The sequence below is a fragment of the Pseudomonas sp. AK181 genome (assembly GCF_051122975.1).
GTDB lineage: Bacteria > Pseudomonadota > Gammaproteobacteria > Pseudomonadales > Pseudomonadaceae > Aquipseudomonas > Aquipseudomonas lactis.
Genome location: NZ_CP146348.1, coordinates 6,294,575 through 6,313,842 on the forward strand (window position 1 = coordinate 6,294,575; position 19,268 = coordinate 6,313,842).

Below are 19,268 nucleotides of genomic sequence, written 5' to 3' on the forward strand. Positions count from 1 at the left end.
CTCCGTGAGTCATCATTAGATAACAAAGATCACCTACAAGAGGGTCTATAACCTTTTGACCCGCACGAGGAAGCACGTTTGATGGACTGTATCTTTTGCAGCATTGCCCGCGGCACTGCTCCCGCCCATCTCCTATGGGAAGACCAGACCCACATGGCTTTTCTCTCCATATTTCCCAACACCCCGGGGTTCAGTGTCGTCATCCCCAAAACCCATCACGGCAGCTATGCGTTTGCCGAACCGGACACCGTGCTGTGCGACTTGGTCATCGCGGCCAAGAAGACGGCGACGCTTTTGGACAAAGCGCTAAAGGGTGTCGCCAGAACGGGCATGATTTTGGAGGGTTATGGCGTCGACCATCTGCACGCCAAATTATTCCCGATGCACGGGACCGGGGAAGATAGCGCCTTCAAGAAAATCAGCTCGACCCAGGACAAATATTTTGAGCGCTATGAAGGCTATGTCTCCTCCCATGACGCTGCCAGGGCAGACGATACAGCGCTGGCAGAACTGGCCGCTCACATCAGGTCCTTCGCCGAGTAAGCCAAAGGTAACCACGATGCGAAGCGAGCCGCTCTTGATCTTGATCTGCTTGTGATCTTGATCTTAGGCGCCCCGTTAAACCACGCTGGCCGGAATTCGACAGGGATTTGGGGGGTAAACCGGCAGGGATGCCGGTTTAGCCGCCCCGCGCCATGGATGGCGCGTGGCGGCGGCCCCCCAAATCACTGGCGGATTACGGGCACACCGAGCCCAAGCGAGGTGCCGAGTGGTGGGGCAAGAGCCCTTTGGTTACTTTGGGGCTCTTTTCCAAAGTGACCCGCCGTCAGGCGGAACCCTAAGTGGCCGTTACCTAAATAACGGATAGGTACTCGGCCTGATCCAACATCCCGGTCGGCTGTCAGGCCGCCTTCGCGAGCAAGCCCGCTCCCACAGGTTGATCGTGGGGTGTCAGGTAGATGAGTGTCGGCTGGCTGGCCGCCATCGCAGGCAAGCCAGCTCCCACAATTTGATCGCGGAGTGTCAGGTAGATGAGTGTCGGCTGGCGGGCCGCCATCGCAGGCAAGCCAGCTCCCACAATTTGATCGTGGGGTGTCAGGTAGATGAGTGTCGGCTGGCTGGCCGCCATCGCAGGCAAGCCAGCTCCCACAATTTGATCGTGGGGTGTCAGGTAGATGAGTGTCGGCTGGCTGGCCGCCATCGCAGGCAAGCCAGCTCCCACAATTTGATCGCGGAGTGTCAGGTAGATGAGTGTCGGCTGGCGGGCCGCCATCGCAGGCAAGCCAGCTCCCACAATTTGACCGTGGGGTGTCAGGTAGATGAGTGTCGGCTGGCTGGCCGCCATCGCAGGCAAGCCAGCTCCCACAATTTGACCGTGGGGCTTCAGGTAGATGGGCGTCGGCTGGCAGGCCGGCTTCCCCATTTGAAATGCATTCCCCTGTGGGAGCTGGCTTGCCTGCGATGACGCCAGCAGCCACACCCATGCACTCCCTGCATAAAATCCAGACCTCAAATGCACTTGCCAGCCCCCCCTGCGAACGGCGAAAAAACGCTTCTGTCCTCCGTCCGGTAAATCTCCATGTCTGAACCAAAACCCGTGCGCAACGTGCTCTACATCATGTGCGACCAACTGCGCCGCGACTACCTGTCGTGCTACGGCCACGCCCATCTGCACACGCCGAATATCGACCGCCTGGCCACCGCCGGCGTGCGTTTCAGCCGTGCCTATACACAAGGCACCATCTGCGGCCCATCGCGCATGTCGGCCTACACCGGGCGCTATGTCAGCAGCCATCAGGTGGCCTGGAACGCAGTGCCGCTGCCCCTGGAAGAACTGACCATCGGCGACTACCTGCGCCCCCACGGCATCCGCACCGCCCTGGTGGGCAAGACCCACGCCACGCCCAACCTTGAGGCCTTGCAGCGCCTGCAGATCGACCCCGACAGTGCCCAGGCCGAGCCGCTCAATGAGGTCGGCTTCGACGCGTATCTGCGCCACGACGGCATCTACCCCGACAGCCCGCTGTTTGACGATAAGCGCGAGTCCGCGCCCTACACCCAATACTTGCGCGATCACGGCTACAGCGGCCGCAACCCCTGGCATGAATGGGCCAACGCCGCCGAAGGTGAAAACGGCGAGGTGCTCAGCGGCTGGCACATGCGCAACGCCGGCAAACCCGCACGGGTGGCCGAAGAGCATTCGGAGACCGTCTACACCACCGACCGCGCCATCGACTTTATCGACGAGCAAGGTGAACAGCCGTGGTGCCTGCACCTCTCATATATCAAGCCGCACTGGCCCTACATCGCGCCGGCGCCTTATCACGCGCTGTACGGTACCGAGCATGTACAGGCACCGATTCAACCTGCACACACCAGCGATCACCCGGTGTACCGGGCATTCCGCCAACACCAGGAGAGCGTAAATTTTTCCCGCGACGAGGTGCGGCTCACGGTGATCCCCACCTACATGGGGCTGATCAAACAGATCGACGATCAACTCGGGCGGCTGTTTGATTTTCTGCAAGGCACTGGCCGCTGGGACGACACGCTGATCGTGTTTACCAGCGACCACGGCGACTTCCTCGGCGATCATTTCCTCGGTGAAAAAGAATTCTTGCTGGAGCCTGCGGTGGGTATTCCGTTGATCGTGCGCGACCCGCGTGCCAGCGCCGATGTCAGCCGCGGCACCGTGGACGAGCGTCTGGTGGAAACCATCGACGCCCTGCCCACCTTCCTCGACGCCTTGGGCTTGCCCGCCGCCGACCATCGCCTGGAAGGCCGCTCATTGATTCCATTGCTGCAGGGCGAGCAACCCACCTGGCGCCGCTATGCCATTGCCGAATACGACTACGCCTTCCAGGCCCCCGCTCGCGAGCGCCTGGAACAGCCCATCGACCGTTGCCGCATGACCATGGTGCGCAGCGAGCGTTGGAAGTACCTGGCGTACGACGGCTTTCGCCCGCAGCTGTTCGACCTGGAAAACGACCCGCAGGAACTGCACGACCTGGGCAGCGATCCGGCCTATGCCGAAGTGCGCGAGACGCACCTGGGTTATCTGTTCGACTGGCTGCGCGGGTTGAAGCGGCGCACCACCATCAGCCACACGGAAGTTGAAGTGCGCGGGCAATGGTTTCGTTATGGTGAGCCAGAGGCAGAGAAAGTGGTGAAAATCGGGGTCTGGTAAACACCACAACCCAAATGTGGGAGCGGGCTTGCTCGCGAATGCGCAGTGTCAGTCGACGTATGTATCAACTGACCCACTGCATTCGCGAGCAAGCCCGCTCCCACATTTTTTAACCTCACCTGGCTTAAAGACCTTTAGTGGTTTTGCTTGATTGCCCCTGCACCCCCACCGGTACATCGCCCTTGAGCGTGACCCGCCGAACGATGCGCTCCTGGGTGCCGTAGTCGTCCACCGCGTAATGCTGGGTGGCACGGTTATCCCAGATCGCCACGTCACCGGTGTTCCAGCGCCAGCGCACGGTGTTTTCCAGGCGGGTGACGTGGCCTTGCAGCAGGTTGAACAACTGCGCCGACTCCGCCTGGGAGTAGCCTTTCAGGCGTTTGACGAAGTGCCCCAGCAGCAGGGTTTTCTCACCGCTGACCGGGTGCACACGTACCACCGGGTGTTCGGTTTCGTACACCGTGGAGGTGAACACTTTGCGGTACTCCTCCAGCTTCTCCACCGCCACATCCGGCTTGCGGGCGGCATAGTCGTATTCGTTGCTGTGCACCGCCCACAGCTGGTCAGCCAATGCGCGCAGCTCCACGCTGAGGTCGTTGTAGGCAGCGGCGGTGTTGGCCCATACGGTGTCGCCACCAGAAGCAGGCGCCAGCACCGAACGCAGGATCGAGGCCTTTGGGTACGCATCGACGAAAGTCACGTCGGTGTGCCAGGAGTTGGCGCGCTGGCCACGGGTGCCATCCAACTCCATCAGGAACCGCGTGCCGTCCCGCACCGGCACCGTGGGGTGGGCGATCGGCTCGCCGAGCAGGTGAGCGAAGGCTTCCTGGCTCTGGTCATCGAGATGGGTTTGTTCGCGGAAGAAGATCACCTTGTACTGCACCAGCGCCTGCTGGATGGCCTCGACGGTGGCGGCATCCAGCTCACCGGACAGTTTGATGCCACGGATCTCGGCACCGATCCGCCCGGCTACCGGGTGAATATCGAGTGCGTGGGCGATGGGTTGAACGGCTAATGCGGCGTTGCTCATTGTGATGACCCTCATGTGCCTGCGAAACGGTGGGGGGACGCTTCCAGCAACGCTCTATCCATATGCAATTTAGGTCTAGCAAATGAATGAATGCTTCGTTGACGGAATAAGAGCTTGCATTTAAAACCTCAGCTTGCCGGGTCGCAAATGCCTTCGACCTATTTTTAAAATGCCGGGAAAGCATATGGATCTTCGCCAACTGCGCTACTTCATCGCCCTCAACGAACACCGCAGTTTCGTGCGCGCCGCGGACGCCATGGGCATCACCCAACCGGCGTTCAGCCGCAGCATCCAGGGGCTGGAACAGGAGTTCGGTTGCGTGTTGGTAGACCGTGGCCACAAGGACTTGCGCCCCACGCCGGAAGGCCAGGTGGCGTTGCAGCACGCCCTGAGCCTGGTGCATGGCGCAGCGCTGCTGAGCAGTGAAGTGACGCGCATGACCAAGCTCGACGCCGGCGACCTGCGCTTTGGCTGCGGCCCGGCGCCAGCGGTGAAACTGGTGCCGGATGCGGTGGCGCGGTTTATCAACGCCCACCCGAAAATCCGCACCACGTTTCAGGTGGATAACTGGGAAACCCTCAGCCGCCGCCTGAGCCGTGAAGAGATCGAATTCTTTATCGCCGACATTCGTCAGTTCGAGGCCGACCCGAATTTCCAGACCCGCGCACTCACCCCCAAACGCGGGGTGTTTTTCTGCCGCCCTGGGCACCCCTTGCTGGCCAAGGACAGCCTGTCCACCAACGATATGTTCGACTACCCGCTGGCGGCGCCGCTGATCTCCCAAGGCATTCGCAAACTGTTGGCGAACCTGAGTGGGCGTATGGATTTTTCACCGAGCATCCAGACCGAGCACTTCCCGGCGCTGGTGAGCATCGTGCTGCAAACCAATGCCATCGGTGTCGGCACGGAGGAAGCCTTTGCCGAGGAGATTGCCAGGGGGGCTCTGGTGCTGCTGCACTGGCGCAACTTGCCGCAGCACATGGAGACAATGAGTGCGCGCTGCGGGATTGTCAGCCGCACGGGGTCGCGGTTGTCGCCGGCGGCGAAGGCGATGATCGAGACCTTGGTGGAGGTGGATAGTCAGCCGGTAAGTGTGGCGGTTTGAAGGGCCTCATCGCAGGCAAGCCAGCTCCCACACTAGAATGTGTTCACCGTTCAAATGTGGGAGCTGGCTTGCCTGCGATAGCGATAGCCCAGGCACCGACAAGCTCAGAGCCCCGCCGCCACCAACCCCGGCGCCACCCAATCACTCACCTGAAACGACTTGCGAATCAACTTCTCCCTGGACGCCAAGTCCACCGCTTCCTGCAATTTGCCAAGGAACACCGGGTCCAGTGTGGAGGGGAAGACTTCGCTGAGTTTCTGGTCTTTCAAATCATTGGTGAGGATCACCGGCGGGTAACTGGCCAGCCCGGACACCAGCGCGATGTAGGCCTGTTTGTTGTTGTCATCGGTCAACCACTGCACCGCTTGCTGCTGGGCCTTGAGCAACGTGGCCACGGCGTCTGGGTGTTCATCGACAAATTTGGCGCTGCCCACCAGCACGGCCTGGATGCTGCCGGCATCGCCCAGGTCCTTGGTGGTCAACGGTATCTCTGCCAAGCCTTTGGCCTGCAACGCCGTCAGCGTGGAACCGCCCCAGGTGGCATCAATTTGCTTGGCGGCCAGGGCGGCAGCGGCCGCATTGAAGTCCAGGTTGATCACCTTCAGGTCCTTCTCACTTAAACCCTGGCTGGCCAATGCGCTGTCGAACGACAACTGGCTGGCCGTGCCACGGAACACCGCCACGCGCTTGCCCTTGAGGTCTTGCAGGGTCTTGATGCCCGAGCCCGGCACCACGCCGAGGTAGTGTTTCACTCCCCGTGCAGAAGCGCTGAGCAGCCGCGTATCCAAGCCATTGGAGCGGCCGATGATCGCCGCCAGGTCGCCCAGATAGGCGAGGTCTACCTGGCCGTTGGCGAAGGCTTCGTTGATCACAGGGCCGGCGCCCTTGAAGTAATTCCACTGGATCTTGATGCCTTGGTCGGCAAAGGCTTTTTCAAAGATCTGCTGTTCACGCAACACGTCGGTGATGCCACCGCCACTGTGCTGGCTGCCGGCACTGAGGTCGGGCACCGCGATGCGGATTTCCTTGAGGTCGGCGGCATGCACCAACCCGGCCAGGGCGGTGCCGGCGAACAGGCTGATCAGACGTTTGAAGGGCAGTTTCATAAGCGCAGCTCCTGGTGGGCGACGGTCGCCTGGGGAGCAAAAAGTAGGCACAGACTAAACAAAACTTTAAATACTATAAATTCACAATTTAATAGCTTTTAGGACTATGCAAGCTAACCCGCAGCCTCCAGAGGGATATGCACAAACAGCATCGAAAATATTCTTCGAATGCATTGGATGCGTGGCGGCGTGAGGCTTTAAATGACTTTTCTTAGCTCGAAATCATCTTGATCACGCTTTTGTAAGATCGAAATCACATAACGCATTCGGAGGTCTTCCATGGCCCGGATTTCACTGCTGAGCCTGCCGCTGGCGGCGCCGTCCAAAGGCATCGCGCCGCGCTGGCCGCAACTGGGCCAGCGGGTGTTGCCGTGGCTGCTGCCGCTCACGCTGTTTGCCCTATGGTGGCTGGCCAGCCGCAATCATTGGATGAGCGAGCAGATTCTGCCCACTCCCGCCCTGGTGTGGAGCAGCGCGGTGGAGTTGGCCGGTGGCGAGTTATGGAGCCATCTGGCGATCAGCTTGCAGCGCTTGTTCTGGGGCTTGCTGGCCGGTATCAGTGCCGGCGCGATACTGGGTGCGTTCCTGGGCTTCAGTGCGCGTGCCGAGCGTTTGGTATTCCCGACGTTCAGCGCACTGGCGCAAGTGCCGACGCTGGCCTGGATCCCGCTGTTCATGGTGTTTTTCGGTATTGGCGAAACCCTCAAGCTGGTGGTGCTGGTCAAGGCCATCGTGGTGCCCGTGACCCTGCATACCCTGGTGGGCGTGCGCGATGCCCAGCCCAACCTGCGCGAAGCCGCCCGGGTGCTGCGCCTGCCTGGCCACGTGTTGATCCGCCGCCTGGTCCTGCCCGCCGCACTGCCGGCGTTCATGGCCGGCGTGCGTCTGGCCCTGGGGGCCGGCTGGACTTCCTTGCTGGCCGTGGAGTTGCTGGCCTCCAGCGAAGGCATCGGCTACCTGATGGTGTGGGCGCGCCAGTTGTTCATGCTTGATATCGTCTTCGTGTGCATCGTGGTCATTGGCGTGCTGGGTGTGGTGATGGACCGCGGCATCGGCTGGCTGGATCGCAAGTGGGTGCACTGGCCGCACCCCGCCACCGCGCAGATCCGCCGCGGGCCACGCTATGAAGGCTGGCAACGCCTGCAGCCCTGGTTGTTACCCTTGCTGTTGTTGGCGCTGTGGCAGGCCGCGACGCAACAGGGCTGGGTAGACCCGAACATTTTGGTCAGCCCGTGGGCCGTGCTGCAGACCACCCTGGCCGGCGCGCTGGATGGCAGCCTCACCACCGCCCTAGGCAAAAGCCTGGGCCGAGCCATGGGCGGCTTGCTGCTCGGCGGCAGCCTGGGTTTTGCCTTGGGCTTATGGCTGGGGTTGTCGCGGCGCAGTGAGCGACTGTTCGGCCCAACCTTGTCCGCGCTGCGTCAGATTGCGATTTTCGCCTGGGTGCCGCTGTTGACCGCCTGGTTCGGCCTGGGTGAGTTGGCCAAGTGGGTGTTTATCGCCCTCGCCGCCTTCTTCCCGTTGTTTATCGCCACCCAGCGCAGCGTGCTCAACCTGTCGCCCCAGCTGCGCGAAGCCGCGCAGGTGTTGCGCCTGAACCTCTGGCAACGCCTGCGCCGCCTGGTACTGCCGGGCGCCGCGTCGGGGATTTTCGCCGGCCTGCGCCTGAGCCTGATCTACGCGTGGATGGGCACTCTCGGCGCCGAATATTTCATGCCCTCCAATGGCGGCATCGGCAGCCTGATGATCGGTGCCCAACAGCTGCTGCGCATGGACCTGATCATGAGCGGCATGCTGCTGGTCGGCCTCACCGGCGCCACCCTCAACCTGCTCGGCCAACGCCTCGAAACCCGCGCCACTCGCTGGAGACACGCATGAACGCACCGATTGTCAGCTTCAACCATGTGGGCAAGTCCTTCGACGTCGATGGCTTCGAACTGGAAGCCATCCGCGAATTCAACCTGGAGGTGGCCGAAGGGGAATTCGTCGCGATTGTCGGCGCCAGCGGTTGCGGCAAGTCCACCCTGCTGCGCCTTTTGGTGGGGCTCGATACGCAGTTTCGCGGCGAGATCCGCGTGGATGGCAATGCCGTCAGCGGCATCGGCGGCGAACGCGGCATTGTGTTCCAGGAGCACCGCCTGTTCCCGTGGCTGACCGTGGCGCAAAACATCGGCCTGGGCCTGGTCAACGAGCCGCTGAGCGAGGCCGAGCGCACGCGGCGCATCAACGATTTTATCGAGCTGGTGGGCCTCACCGACTTCACCCGCGCCTACCCACACCAACTCTCCGGCGGCATGGCGCAACGGGTGGCGATTGCCCGCGGCCTGGTGGCCAGCCCGCGCATCCTGTTGCTGGACGAACCCTTCGGCGCCCTCGACGCGCTGACCCGCCAGCAGATGCAGGATGAACTGTTGGCCATTCGCGCCCGCGCCAGGATCACCACGGTGCTGGTGACCCATGATGTGGAAGAGGCGATTGTCCTCGCCGACCGCGTGGTGGTGATGGAGCCCAGGCCCGGGCGCATCAAGCAAGTGGTGAACATCGCCCTGCCCCATCCGCGCCAGCGCAGCAGCTTTGAATTCCACCAACTGCGCGAAGAACTGCTGCACGAACTGATCAGCGATGACCACTACCAACCGCCCGTGCGTGAACAGATTCGCGATTTGCCCCTGGCGTTTATTGCCTGCTAGGAAAACGATCGCCTCAGGCCCAAGCGACATCCCCACTTACAACCCCAGCGTTGCGATAACCGAGGCAGGCGTCTTAGATGCGGGCTCGCTGTATCTACCCAAAATCTTTCAATCGCCTTTTACTCAGGAAGAGTACGCATGACTGTAGCCTCCCATTTCATGGCCTGTATGGCCCTATCCCTGCTGCCGATGGCTGCGCAGGCCGCGGCTGACATCGCCCCGGTTGAACATCCGCTGATCGAAGTGGTGAACAAGACCAAGACCCCACTGGATATTATTCAGGGGCAATGGATAACCGTCGTCCTGCCGGGAGAAAGCCAGCAGGTCGAGGACTCCAAGACCCGTCCGCTGACGATTGCCACTAAAACACGCGAAGCGGCCATCAGATTTGTAACGCTTTCGTACGCCAAAGGCTGCAAGGCTCAGACCTGCCTGCTGATTACCGGAGAGTAAACCTCACACCGGCGCAGCCTGATTGACTTGCGACTGCGCCTGTTCTTCTCGCTCATATCGATTGGCCCGCGTAAACGTACCCAAATCATTGAAGCGCACCCCCATCTCAGCCATCACCTTATGCGCCACTTTGGTGGTCATCTGGCGGATGTAGAACGGTTCTTTCACCACAAAGTGATGGATGCCGTGGGTGCTGCCGAAATTGAAGCAGAACGCCTGCATCGGCCACAGCCACCACGGGTTCAGCACTTGGGTTTGCTGGATCACATTGCCCAGCTCCACATCACCGTAGTAGTGCATGTTGGAGCTGACAAAGTGCAGGCAGAAGGTGCGCAACACGTTCGGGCCGATGATCACCACCGCAGCGATATCGATCACCTGCATCACCTGCAAGGTAGCGGCTGACCACTGAATGGGCGCGCCCATTAGGCTGGCAATGCCATTGGCGGCATGAAAGCCCAGGAAGACGTACCACGCGCCCCAATGCAGCAAGGCCAACGGTGCGTACACCAGCAGCACGCGCTTGAGGATGCTGACCCTGTGCGGCCAGGTCTTGGCGCGCAACAGGCGGATCAAGGCCGATATCATGTTGTCCCCCACCATCAGCAACCTCGCGATGCCCCAGGGTTCGCCATTGGTGATCGCGCGCTCTTCCATGTCGGCTTCTGTGCCCGAGACCTTGTGATGGTTGAGGTGCAGGTGCCGGCGTATCCATGGGTTGATGGTGCTTGGCCGCGCCAGCCAAACCAGGCCCATCATCAGGTTGTGGGGCACGCGTTGCTTGCGAAAGTACATGCTGTGGATCAGGTCGTGTTCCAACTCATGGGTGAGCGAGGCGAAAAAGGCATTGAGCAGCAGGCACACCCACCAGGCCATATAACCGCTGATATAGAGCGCTGCCGAGCCGAGCATGCCCAGCAGGGCAAAGGCCAGGATGCCCGCGCCCAGCGCGTCCTGATGCAACAACCAGGGGTGCCGCTGGCGCAAGCGCACGCCTTCGGCCATCACCACCTCGCGGATATGCGCCGAACGCTGTTGTGCGTTCAACGGCTGGGGGCTTGCAGAAGTACCGTCCATGCTTCCATTCTCTTGTGAAGTGATGCCTGAATCCTGCACCTAACCCTAGCGCAGGACGCTAGCCGCGCACGCCAATCTGTTGACCACAAGCGCCAATTGCCATGACCGAACCCACTTCCCTCGCCAGCTGGACCCGTGCCCTGCGCAAGCAGCTCGACGCCCTGGGCCTCGACAGCGCCGCGCTGTGCGCCGAAGCCGGGCTGGACCCGCAGCAGATGGACGACCCCAACGCCCGCTACCGGTTGTCGGCCACCACGCGCTTATGGGCGCTGGCGGTACAGGCCAGTGGCGACCCGGCGATTGGGTTGCGGGTGTCGCGGTTTGTCAGCCCCACCACCTTCCATGCACTGGGTTACGCCTTGGTAGCCAGCGGCAGCTTGCGCGAGGTGTTCGAGCGCATCGTGCGCTATCACCAGGTGGTCAGTGATGCCCTGGACCTCGAACTGAGCCGCCACGGCGACGTCTACCGTTTTCGCCTGCTCCAACCCCCAGGCAGCCCCGCGCCTGCGCCGGAAGCGATCGATGCCTTTGCGGCGATCTACGTACGCACCTGCCGCAACCGCCTGGGGCGCGACTATGCGCCATTGGCCGTTTACCTGCGGCGCACGGAACCCGCCGACCCCAAGCCGTGGCATACGGTATTTCGCTCGCCAGTATTCTTTGCCGCCGACGAAGACCGCCTGGAATTCGCCGCCAACGACTTCGACAGCCACCTGGACGACGCCAACCCGGAGCTGGCCGAACACAACGAAACCGTGCTCAAGCGCACCCTCGCCCAACTGCAACCGCTGACCTGGGAACGCAAGGTACGCGCCGCCATCGAGGCGCAATTGCCAGACGGCGAGCCAAGCGCCGAACGCATCGCCCAAGCGCTGCACTTGAGCCTGCGCAGCTTGCAGCGGCATCTGGCCGATGAAGGGTGTCGGTTTGACGCCCTGCTCAATGAATGCCGGCAAAACCTGGCGTTATTGCACCTGCGTGACCCGCACTGCTCATTGGCCGAGATCAGCCATTTGCTGGGGTTTGCCGACACCAGCAGTTTCAACCGCGCGTTCAAGCGCTGGACGGGGATGACGCCGGGGCAGTTTCGCGACGGGTTGCAGTAGCAAGGGCCTCATCGCAGGCAAGCCAGCTCCCACAGGGGAATGGGTTCACATCCTGTGGGAGCTGGCTTGCCTGCGATGAGCATAGATATCTACACAACTTCGTGGGCTGTAGCAGCAGACGGTAACCACGATGCGAAGCGAGCCGCTCTTGATCTGCTTTTGATCTTGATCTCAGGCGCCCCGTTAAACCACGCTGGCCGAACGCAGGCTTGAATTCGTGGGTAACCCGGCAGGACGCCGGGTTAGCCGCCCCGCGCCATGGATGGCGCGTGGCGGCGGCCCACGGATTCAAGCCTGTGTTCGGGCACACCGAGCCTAAGCGAGGTGCCGAGTGGTGGGGCAAGAGCCTTTTGCTTACTTTTGGGCTCTTTTCAAAAGTGAGCCGCCGTCAGGGCGGAACCCTAAGTGGCCGTGACCGCAGCAATGGATATGCACACAATCCAACTGTGTTGACTACCAGGCCGTCTTCGCGAGCAAGTCCGCTCCCACAGTTGGATTGTGGGGTGCCTGGTAGATAGGCGTCAGCTGAAAGGTCGCCATCGCAGGCAAGCCAGCTCCCACAGGGGAATGCGTTCACATGTGTGAGCTTGCCTGCGATAAGGCCGGTACAACCACCACACATCCCTGAGTTTGATTACAAACCTGTCATCCAATTGTGCGGCTTTTGTCCGCATCCACTGGTTACCGTGACGGCCTGCTTTCTGGAGCCCTCACTATGTACCGCACTGCCTTGTTCCTGAGCCTCGCCGTGGCCACCGCCGCCCAGGCGGCGCCACAATTGCCACGCCACGCCGAGCTGGATTTGCACACCGCTCGCCAACTGGCCGACGCCAGCCTGGCCCACTGCACCGCAGCGCTGACCATCCTCGACCGCGGTGGCAACCTGTTGCTGGGCCTGCGCGCTGACGGTGTCGGCCCGCACAACAGCCTCGCCAGCCAACGCAAGGCGTACACGGCGCTGTCGACAAAAACCCCGACCCGGCTGTTTGCCGAACGGGCGCGCAATAACCCCGAGGCCGCCAACCTCAACAGCTTGCCCGAGCTGCTGTTGCTCGGCGGCGGCGTGCCGCTGTTTGCCGACGCCGAACTGGTCGGTGCCCTAGGTATCGCCGGTGCCGGTGGCGCCGCGCAGGATGAAGCCTGCGCCGTACAGGCCGCCGAGCAACTGGGCTTGAAAATCACTCCTTGATTCCACTTCCCTCAAAAGGACTTCGCGATGAAAACCTTGAGCATGACCCTCGCCGCACTGAGCCTGAGCGGCCTGTGCAACCTGGCCCTGGCCGACGCCAACCCCCTGAGCGTGCACGTACTCAACCTGGAAAATGGCCTGCCAAGCGCCGGTGTCAATGTCACCCTTGAACAGCACGTGGGCGATAAATGGCAGTCGCTGTCTGAAGGTGTGACCAACCAGCAAGGCCGCATCGCCGAGCTGTTCCCGGCCAACCGCAGCCTGCAGCCGGGCGAGTACCGCGTGGTGTTCAAGACCGGCGACTACTACAAGAAGGCTAACCGCGAGACGTTCTTCCCCGAGGTACCGGTGATATTCCAGGTCAAGCAGGCCGACCAGCACTACCACATCCCGCTGCTGCTCAGCCCTTACGGCTTCTCCACCTATCGCGGTTCATAGGCCCGCGGCCAGCTGCAGCCGGTTGAGGTCGCGTATCTCGATGGCGCCGTAACTCAAGCCGATAATGCCCTGTTGCTCCAGCGCCTTGAGCAGACTGTTGATGGTCTGGCGCGACAGGCCCAGCATTGCCGCCAGATCCTCCTGGGGCAGTTGCAGCACGCGGCGCGCCTGCTCCACTTCGCCGTAGCCTTGGGCAATCATCAGCAACCGATGGGCCAGCCGCTCTGAGGCGGGCATCAGGCTTATCTGTTCGATATTGATCAACGACAGTCGCAGTTTATGGCTCATCAACAAAGCCATCTCCCGCCAGAACAGCGGATGCTGTTCGAGAATGCCGAGCATCGCCGCCTGCGGCACCTGCAACAGCCTACAAGCGCCCGTCGCCAGGGCATCGTGGGTACGCGGCAGGTTGTCGAATAGGCAGATCTCGCCGAACCAGTAGGGCGTTTCCACCAGGCTCAACACCGCTTCCTTGCCTTGGGCACTGACCGCGCTGATGCGCACCGTACCTTCCAGCACCGCATACACACCGCACGGCGGGTCACCGCGCTTGAACAGGTACTGCCCCGCCGTCAGCACACGCAACCGCGCCGCCGCCAGCAGGCTACGCTGCAAGTCAGGCGGCAAATGGCTGAACCACTGACCGCGAGCCAATTGCGCGTGCCATATCCCTGTGTCCATGCGAACTCCGAAGATTGTCGCCCAGTTGACAGTTAGGTACAGGCTGACAGGGCATGATCAAACATTCTACAGGAGGAACAACAATGAAAAGCCTCGTCGACCACCTCAGTCAATACGCCGCGTACCACCGCGACCCACGCAACATCGCCAGCCACTTCATCGGTATTCCGTTGATCGTGGTGGCGGTGGCCGTGCTGCTGTCGCGCCCGGAATGGTCGGTGGGCGGGCTGTGGCTATCACCTGCGGTGCTGCTGGCGTTGTTTTCGGCGTGGTTTTACCTGCGCCTGGAACTGGCCCTGGGCGTGTTGATGACGGTGCTGATGGGTTTGTCGGTGTGGGCTGGGCATGGGCTGGCGGCGCAAAGCACGGCGGTGTGGCTGAGCAGCGGCGTGGGCATGTTTGTGGTGGGCTGGGTGATTCAGTTCGTCGGGCACTACTACGAAGGCAGGAAGCCTGCGTTTGTGGACGATGTGTCGGGGCTGATCGTGGGGCCGTTGTTTGTGGTGGCGGAGTTGGCGTTTTTGCTGGGGTTGCGGCATGAGCTCAAGCGGCAGATTGAACAGCGTTCGGGGCCGGTGGCGGTACGCGGGAAAAACGCCACGGTCTAACAGGTACTGAAGATCCAATGTGGGAGCCGGGCTTGCCCGCGATGGCGGTGGATCAATTGGCATAACTGTCGACTGACACACCGCCATCGCGGGCAAGCCCGGCTCCCACAAGGGTTTTGCAGTGCTATTAGGCTTTTTGCCAGACCTTGGGTTTGAAGAACAGGGTCTCGCCCCGCGCCAATCCGGTTAGGCTGTCATGGTCTTTCACCACTTCGGCCTCGATCAATTCACTCTGGCCTTCAACCTTCAAGGTCACGCGAGTGGTCGCACCCAGCGGCCGAATATCCCGCACCTGCGCCGCATGATGATCCTCCAGCTCATGGCGCGACAACGACACTTCGTGAGGGCGGAACAGCAGGTGCTTGTCTTCGCCCAAATGCAGGCGGTTGGAGTCACCCAGGAAGTGATAAACGAAGTCGCTGGCCGGGTTTTCGTAGACGTCGCCCGGTGAACCGATCTGCTCGATCACGCCCTTGTTCATCACCACGATACGGTCGGCGACTTCCATGGCCTCTTCCTGGTCGTGGGTCACGAACACGGAGGTCAGGTTGATGTCTTCGTGCAGGCGCGCCAGCCAACGGCGCAGTTCTTTACGCACCTTGGCGTCGAGGGCGCCGAAGGGTTCGTCGAGCAGCAATACCTTGGGCTCCACCGCCAGGGCGCGGGCCAGGGCGATACGCTGGCGCTGGCCGCCGGAAAGTTGTTCCGGGTAACGGTCGGACAACCAATCCAGCTGCACCATGTTCAGCAGCTCGTGAACCTTGCTCGCGATCTGGCTTTCGCTGGGGCGTTGGTTTTTCGGCTTCATGCGCAGGCCGAAGGCGACGTTGTCGAACACGGTCATGTGGCGAAACAGCGCGTAGTGCTGGAACACAAAGCCCACGTTGCGATCACGCACATCGTGGCCGGAGACGTCTTCGCCATGGAACACGATGCTGCCGGCATCCGGGGTTTCCAGGCCGGCGATGATGCGCAGCAAGGTGGTCTTGCCGCAGCCGGACGGGCCCAGCAACGCCACCAGCTCGCCACTCTGGATATCCAGGTTGATGCTGTCCAGGGCCTTGAAGGCGTTGAAGTTCTTGCTGACATTACGGACTTCGATCGACATGACTTATTCCTCACCCGCGCTGTTGCGCAGGCGGTTGATTCGGTTCTCGCTCCACTGCTTGAGCAGCAGGATGAAGAGCGCCAGGATCAGCAACAGGCTGGCCACCGCAAACGCGGCAACGTGGTTGTATTCGTTATAGAGAATCTCGACATGCAGCGGCAGCGTGTTGGTGACGCCGCGAATGTGGCCGGACACCACCGACACCGCGCCGAACTCACCCATGGCCCGTGCCGTACACAGCACCACGCCATAGATCAGGCCCCACTTGATGTTCGGCACGGTGACATGCCAGAACATCTGCCAGCCATTGGCGCCCAGCAGGCGTGCGGCTTCTTCTTCCTGGGTGCCCTGCTCCTGCATCAGCGGGATCAGCTCACGGGCCACGAACGGCACGGTGACGAAGATGGTCGCCAGCACGATGCCCGGCAGGGCGAACACGATCTGGATGTCATGGTCTTGCAGCCACGGCCCGAAGAAGCCCTGGGCGCCGAACATCAACACGTACACCAGGCCGGCGATCACCGGCGAGACCGAGAACGGCAGGTCGATCAGCGTGACCAAAATGCTCTTGCCACGGAACGAGTACTTGCTCACGCACCAGGCGGCGCTGACGCCGAATACCAGGTTGAGCGGCACCGAAATCAGCACGGCGATCACCGTGAGTTTCAGCGCCGACAGCGCGTCCGGTTCAAGGATTGCGGTGAAGAACGTGCCGAGGCCGTTCTTCAAGCCCTGGGACACTACCACCAGCAACGGCAGCAGCAGGAACAGCACGAACACCAGCCAGCCAAGGCCGATGAGGATGCGTCGCGAGGTCGCGCTGCCACGGCGGGCGGCGTTGGCCGAGGACGCGGCGGAAATAGACGATTGGGACATGTTCCGCGCCTCCTTATGGACGTTCGATGCGCCGCTGCAACAAGTTGATCAGCAGCAGCAAGACAAAGGACACCACCAGCATCAGCACACCAATGGAGGTGGCGCCGCGGTAGTCGTATTGGTCGAGCTTGACCATGATCAGCAAGGGCAGGATTTCGGTCTTCATCGGCATGTTGCCGGCGATGAAGATCACCGAACCGTACTCACCCACGCCTCGGGCAAACGCCAGGGCGAAGCCGGTCAGCCAGGCGGGCAACAATGCCGGCACGAGGATGTAGCGGAACACTTGCAACGGCTTGGCGCCGAGGCAGGCGGCGGCCTCTTCGATTTCCCGGGGGATATCGGCCAGTACCGGCTGCACCGTGCGCACCACGAAGGGCAACGTGACGAACGTCAGCGCCAGGGTGATACCCAGGGGGGTGTAGGCGATCTTGAAACCCAGGTCGGTGGCAAACTGGCCAACCAGGCCGTTGGGTGCGTACAGCGCGGTCAGCGCAATACCGGCGACGGCAGTGGGCAGGGCGAACGGCAGGTCGATCATCGCATCAATGACCTTGCGCCCGGGGAAGGTGTAGCGCACCAGCACCCAGGCCAGCAGCGTGCCGATCACACCGTTGATCAGCGCGGCGTACAGCGCGGTGCTGAAGCTCAGCTTCAAGGCCGCCAATACGCGAGGCGCGGAAATGATGTTCCAGAACTGATCCCAGGTGAGTTGAGCGGCGTGTACAAACATCGCCGCCAGGGGGATGAGTACGATCAGGCTGAGGTACACCACGGTGTAGCCCAGCGTCAGCCCGAAGCCGGGTATGACGGGGGAGATACGACGCGACATAAGAGTCCTTGGTTAGCGGAACGGATATGCAAAACCCGCAAGTGAATGCGGGCTCTCCTGACCACTGTAGGAGCGAGCTTGCTCGCGAAGATCGTCAACGATAACGCGGGCAGTCTGTTTGCACGCGGTGCCTTGAAGTTTTTCGCGAGCAAGCTCGCTCCTACAGTGATCGGTGTAGTTATTGCGCCGTGTAGATCTGGTCGAACACGCCACCGTCATTGAAGAATTTCGGTTGGGCAGTTTTCCAGCCGCCAAAGTCTTTGTCGATAGTCACCAGGTCCAGTTTCGGGAACTGCTGGGCGTATTTGGCGGCGACTTTTTCATCCCGTGGACGGTAGAAATTCTTCGCCGCAATCTCCTGGCCCGCCGGGCTGTACAGGTGGTTGAGGTACGCGGTGGCGATCTCGGTGTTGCCCTTTTTCTCGGCGTTCTTGTCCACCACCGCCACAGGCGGTTCCGCCAGGATCGACAGGGACGGCACGACGATGTCGAACTTGTCGGCGCCGCCGTCTTCCTTCAAGGCCAGGAACGCCTCGTTTTCCCACGCCAGCAGCACGTCACCCTGGCCGTTGTTGACGAAGGTAATGGTAGAACCGCGCGCGCCGGTGTCCAGTATCGGCACGTGCTTGAACAGCTCTTTGACGTATTCCTGGGCCTTGGCTTCGCTGCCGCCGGCCTTGAGGCCGTAGGCCCAGGCGGCGAGGAAGTTCCAGCGCGCACCGCCGGAGGTTTTCGGGTTGGGCGTGATCACCGACACGTCTTTCTTGATCAGGTCGCCCCAGTCCTTGATGCCCTTGGGGTTGCCCTTGCGCACCAGGAACACAATGGTGGAGGTGTACGGCGTGCTGGCGTCCGGCAGGCGGGTCTGCCAGTTCTCTGGCAGGGTCTTGCCCAGCTTGGCGATTTCGTCGATGTCACCGGCCAGGGCCAGGGTGACGACGTCGGCGCGCAGCCCATCGATCACCGCCCGGCCTTGTTTGCCCGAGCCACCGTGGGACTGCTGGATCTTGACGTTGTCGCCGGGGTGGGACTGCTTCCAGAAGCTGGTGAACTCAGCGTTGTAGTCCTGATACAGCTCACGAGTGGGGTCGTACGAAACGTTGAGCAACTCGTAGTCCTTGGCAACGGCGGAACCGGCAAACACGGCACTGGCCAATGCGGCCAAGGCATAACGGCGAATCGACGACATAGAAGCTCCTGAAATTCTTGTATGTAGGCGCAACCCTGTAGGAGCGAGCTTGCTCGCGAAAAACCCAGGAGCACCGCGTTAAACCTGATGCGCTGCGTTATCGTTGGCGTTTTTCGCGAGCAAGCTCGCTCCTACTGGTGATGTGTTCTTAGGCGGGTTTGTTACCCGGGTTCTGCAGACGGAATTTTTCCTTGCGTTCGATCTGTACCACTTGGGCGTTGTGCACGGTGATTTCCACCGCGCCAAACCGCAGGTCGCGCAAGGCGCTCTGGATTTCACGCAAAATGGCTGCTTCGTCCTGGCCGTCAACGCTACGTAGAGATGCGCTCATGGTCTCGCTCCTTAAATGAGTAGTGCCTGGCAGTGGCGGCACTGCTTGCGGCGTGAGGGCGATAGTAGATAAGCGCGGATATTCTTAAAAATACTATTTAAGAATGTTTATATAACCAGAAAGAATTTTCTGATAGGGCATGGGCTTGCAAGGGTTTCGCCAGAAAAAACACTCACACACAGGCGCCGCAGAACCCCTGTGGGAGCTGGCTTGCCTGCGAAAGCGGTGGTGCAGTTACAGATACAGTGACTGACACACCGCT

The 19,268-nt window shown here is 61.3% G+C and carries 20 protein-coding genes; 11 read left to right on the forward strand and 9 right to left on the reverse strand.

What is annotated here, in order from left to right:
• Nucleotides 1-81 precede the first annotated feature (81 nt).
• The 3 genes from V8689_RS28665 (at nt 82) to V8689_RS28675 (ending at nt 3,187) form a co-directional block, all read left to right on the forward strand.
• Complete coding sequence (locus V8689_RS28665) at nt 82-543, forward strand: HIT family protein (RefSeq protein ID WP_056782583.1); 462 nt, start codon at nt 82-84, stop codon at nt 541-543.
• A 400-nt stretch (nt 544-943) separates the two neighbouring features.
• Nucleotides 944-1,465 (forward strand): right-handed parallel beta-helix repeat-containing protein, encoded by a 522-nt coding sequence (locus tag V8689_RS28670; protein WP_434520663.1) that lies wholly within the window; start codon nt 944-946, stop codon nt 1,463-1,465.
• A 114-nt stretch (nt 1,466-1,579) separates the two neighbouring features.
• Nucleotides 1,580-3,187: an alkaline phosphatase family protein gene (locus V8689_RS28675; protein ID WP_056782581.1), complete on the forward strand. Its 1,608-nt coding sequence runs from the start codon at nt 1,580-1,582 to the stop codon at nt 3,185-3,187.
• 124 nt (nt 3,188-3,311) lie between these two features.
• Here V8689_RS28675 and V8689_RS28680 read toward each other — a convergent pair whose 3' ends face one another.
• Complete coding sequence (locus tag V8689_RS28680) at nt 3,312-4,217, reverse strand: TauD/TfdA dioxygenase family protein (protein WP_056782580.1); 906 nt, start codon at nt 4,215-4,217, stop codon at nt 3,312-3,314.
• Between the two features lie 184 nt (nt 4,218-4,401).
• Between V8689_RS28680 and V8689_RS28685 the strand changes: the two genes are divergently transcribed.
• Nucleotides 4,402-5,322, forward strand: coding sequence for a LysR family transcriptional regulator (locus tag V8689_RS28685; RefSeq protein ID WP_434520664.1), 921 nt, complete (start codon nt 4,402-4,404; stop codon nt 5,320-5,322).
• A 104-nt stretch (nt 5,323-5,426) separates the two neighbouring features.
• Here V8689_RS28685 and V8689_RS28690 read toward each other — a convergent pair whose 3' ends face one another.
• On the reverse strand, nt 5,427-6,428 hold the full coding sequence (locus V8689_RS28690; RefSeq protein WP_056782578.1) for an ABC transporter substrate-binding protein: 1,002 nt from the start codon (nt 6,426-6,428) through the stop codon (nt 5,427-5,429).
• 279 nt (nt 6,429-6,707) lie between these two features.
• Here V8689_RS28690 and V8689_RS28695 point away from each other — a divergent pair, with 279 nt between their 5' ends.
• The 3 genes from V8689_RS28695 (at nt 6,708) to V8689_RS28705 (ending at nt 9,571) form a co-directional block, all read left to right on the forward strand.
• Nucleotides 6,708-8,306: an ABC transporter permease gene (locus V8689_RS28695; protein WP_056782577.1), complete on the forward strand. Its 1,599-nt coding sequence runs from the start codon at nt 6,708-6,710 to the stop codon at nt 8,304-8,306.
• Nucleotides 8,303-9,118: an ABC transporter ATP-binding protein gene (locus V8689_RS28700; RefSeq protein WP_056782576.1), complete on the forward strand. Its 816-nt coding sequence runs from the start codon at nt 8,303-8,305 to the stop codon at nt 9,116-9,118. Before V8689_RS28695 ends, V8689_RS28700 begins: the two co-directional genes overlap by 4 nt.
• 138 nt (nt 9,119-9,256) lie before the next feature.
• Nucleotides 9,257-9,571: a hypothetical protein gene (locus tag V8689_RS28705; protein WP_056782575.1), complete on the forward strand. Its 315-nt coding sequence runs from the start codon at nt 9,257-9,259 to the stop codon at nt 9,569-9,571.
• A 3-nt stretch (nt 9,572-9,574) separates the two neighbouring features.
• On the opposite strand, the gene V8689_RS28710 is transcribed toward V8689_RS28705, so the two are convergent.
• On the reverse strand, nt 9,575-10,648 hold the full coding sequence (locus tag V8689_RS28710; protein WP_056782574.1) for a fatty acid desaturase: 1,074 nt from the start codon (nt 10,646-10,648) through the stop codon (nt 9,575-9,577).
• Nucleotides 10,649-10,749: 101 nt separating this feature from the next.
• On the opposite strand from V8689_RS28710, the gene V8689_RS28715 reads away from it, so the two are divergent.
• The 3 genes from V8689_RS28715 (at nt 10,750) to uraH (ending at nt 13,381) form a co-directional block, all read left to right on the forward strand.
• A complete protein-coding gene (locus tag V8689_RS28715; protein ID WP_056782573.1) occupies nt 10,750-11,754 on the forward strand; it encodes an AraC family transcriptional regulator in 1,005 nt (334 codons plus the stop codon).
• 715 nt (nt 11,755-12,469) lie between these two features.
• Complete coding sequence (locus V8689_RS28720; protein WP_056782572.1) at nt 12,470-12,943, forward strand: GlcG/HbpS family heme-binding protein; 474 nt, start codon at nt 12,470-12,472, stop codon at nt 12,941-12,943.
• Between the two features lie 27 nt (nt 12,944-12,970).
• On the forward strand, nt 12,971-13,381 hold the full coding sequence (uraH, locus tag V8689_RS28725; protein ID WP_056782571.1) for a hydroxyisourate hydrolase: 411 nt from the start codon (nt 12,971-12,973) through the stop codon (nt 13,379-13,381).
• On the opposite strand, the gene V8689_RS28730 is transcribed toward uraH, so the two are convergent.
• The gene (locus V8689_RS28730; RefSeq protein WP_056782570.1) at nt 13,376-14,062 is read right to left on the reverse strand and encodes a Crp/Fnr family transcriptional regulator; all 687 of its coding nucleotides are present in this window, start codon (nt 14,060-14,062) and stop codon (nt 13,376-13,378) included. The two genes, uraH and V8689_RS28730, sit on opposite strands and share 6 nt — an antisense overlap.
• An 83-nt stretch (nt 14,063-14,145) precedes the next feature.
• On the opposite strand from V8689_RS28730, the gene V8689_RS28735 reads away from it, so the two are divergent.
• A complete protein-coding gene (locus V8689_RS28735) occupies nt 14,146-14,670 on the forward strand; it encodes a DUF962 domain-containing protein (protein WP_056782569.1) in 525 nt (174 codons plus the stop codon).
• Between the two features lie 127 nt (nt 14,671-14,797).
• Here V8689_RS28735 and V8689_RS28740 read toward each other — a convergent pair whose 3' ends face one another.
• The 5 genes from V8689_RS28740 to oscA form a co-directional block, all read right to left on the reverse strand.
• Nucleotides 14,798-15,778 (reverse strand): sulfate/molybdate ABC transporter ATP-binding protein, encoded by a 981-nt coding sequence (locus V8689_RS28740; RefSeq protein WP_056782568.1) that lies wholly within the window; start codon nt 15,776-15,778, stop codon nt 14,798-14,800.
• A gap of 3 nt (nt 15,779-15,781) precedes the next feature.
• Nucleotides 15,782-16,654 carry a sulfate ABC transporter permease subunit CysW gene (cysW, locus tag V8689_RS28745; RefSeq protein ID WP_003187565.1) on the reverse strand — a complete coding sequence of 291 codons (873 nt, stop codon included), beginning with the start codon at nt 16,652-16,654 and terminating at the stop codon, nt 15,782-15,784.
• 13 nt (nt 16,655-16,667) lie between these two features.
• Nucleotides 16,668-17,486 carry a sulfate ABC transporter permease subunit CysT gene (cysT, locus tag V8689_RS28750; protein WP_032894195.1) on the reverse strand — a complete coding sequence of 273 codons (819 nt, stop codon included), beginning with the start codon at nt 17,484-17,486 and terminating at the stop codon, nt 16,668-16,670.
• Between the two features lie 178 nt (nt 17,487-17,664).
• Nucleotides 17,665-18,675: a sulfate ABC transporter substrate-binding protein gene (locus V8689_RS28755; RefSeq protein WP_003187562.1), complete on the reverse strand. Its 1,011-nt coding sequence runs from the start codon at nt 18,673-18,675 to the stop codon at nt 17,665-17,667.
• A 148-nt stretch (nt 18,676-18,823) separates the two neighbouring features.
• Nucleotides 18,824-19,006 carry a sulfur starvation response protein OscA gene (gene oscA, locus V8689_RS28760; RefSeq protein ID WP_010565387.1) on the reverse strand — a complete coding sequence of 61 codons (183 nt, stop codon included), beginning with the start codon at nt 19,004-19,006 and terminating at the stop codon, nt 18,824-18,826.
• Nucleotides 19,007-19,268: the final 262 nt, after the last annotated feature.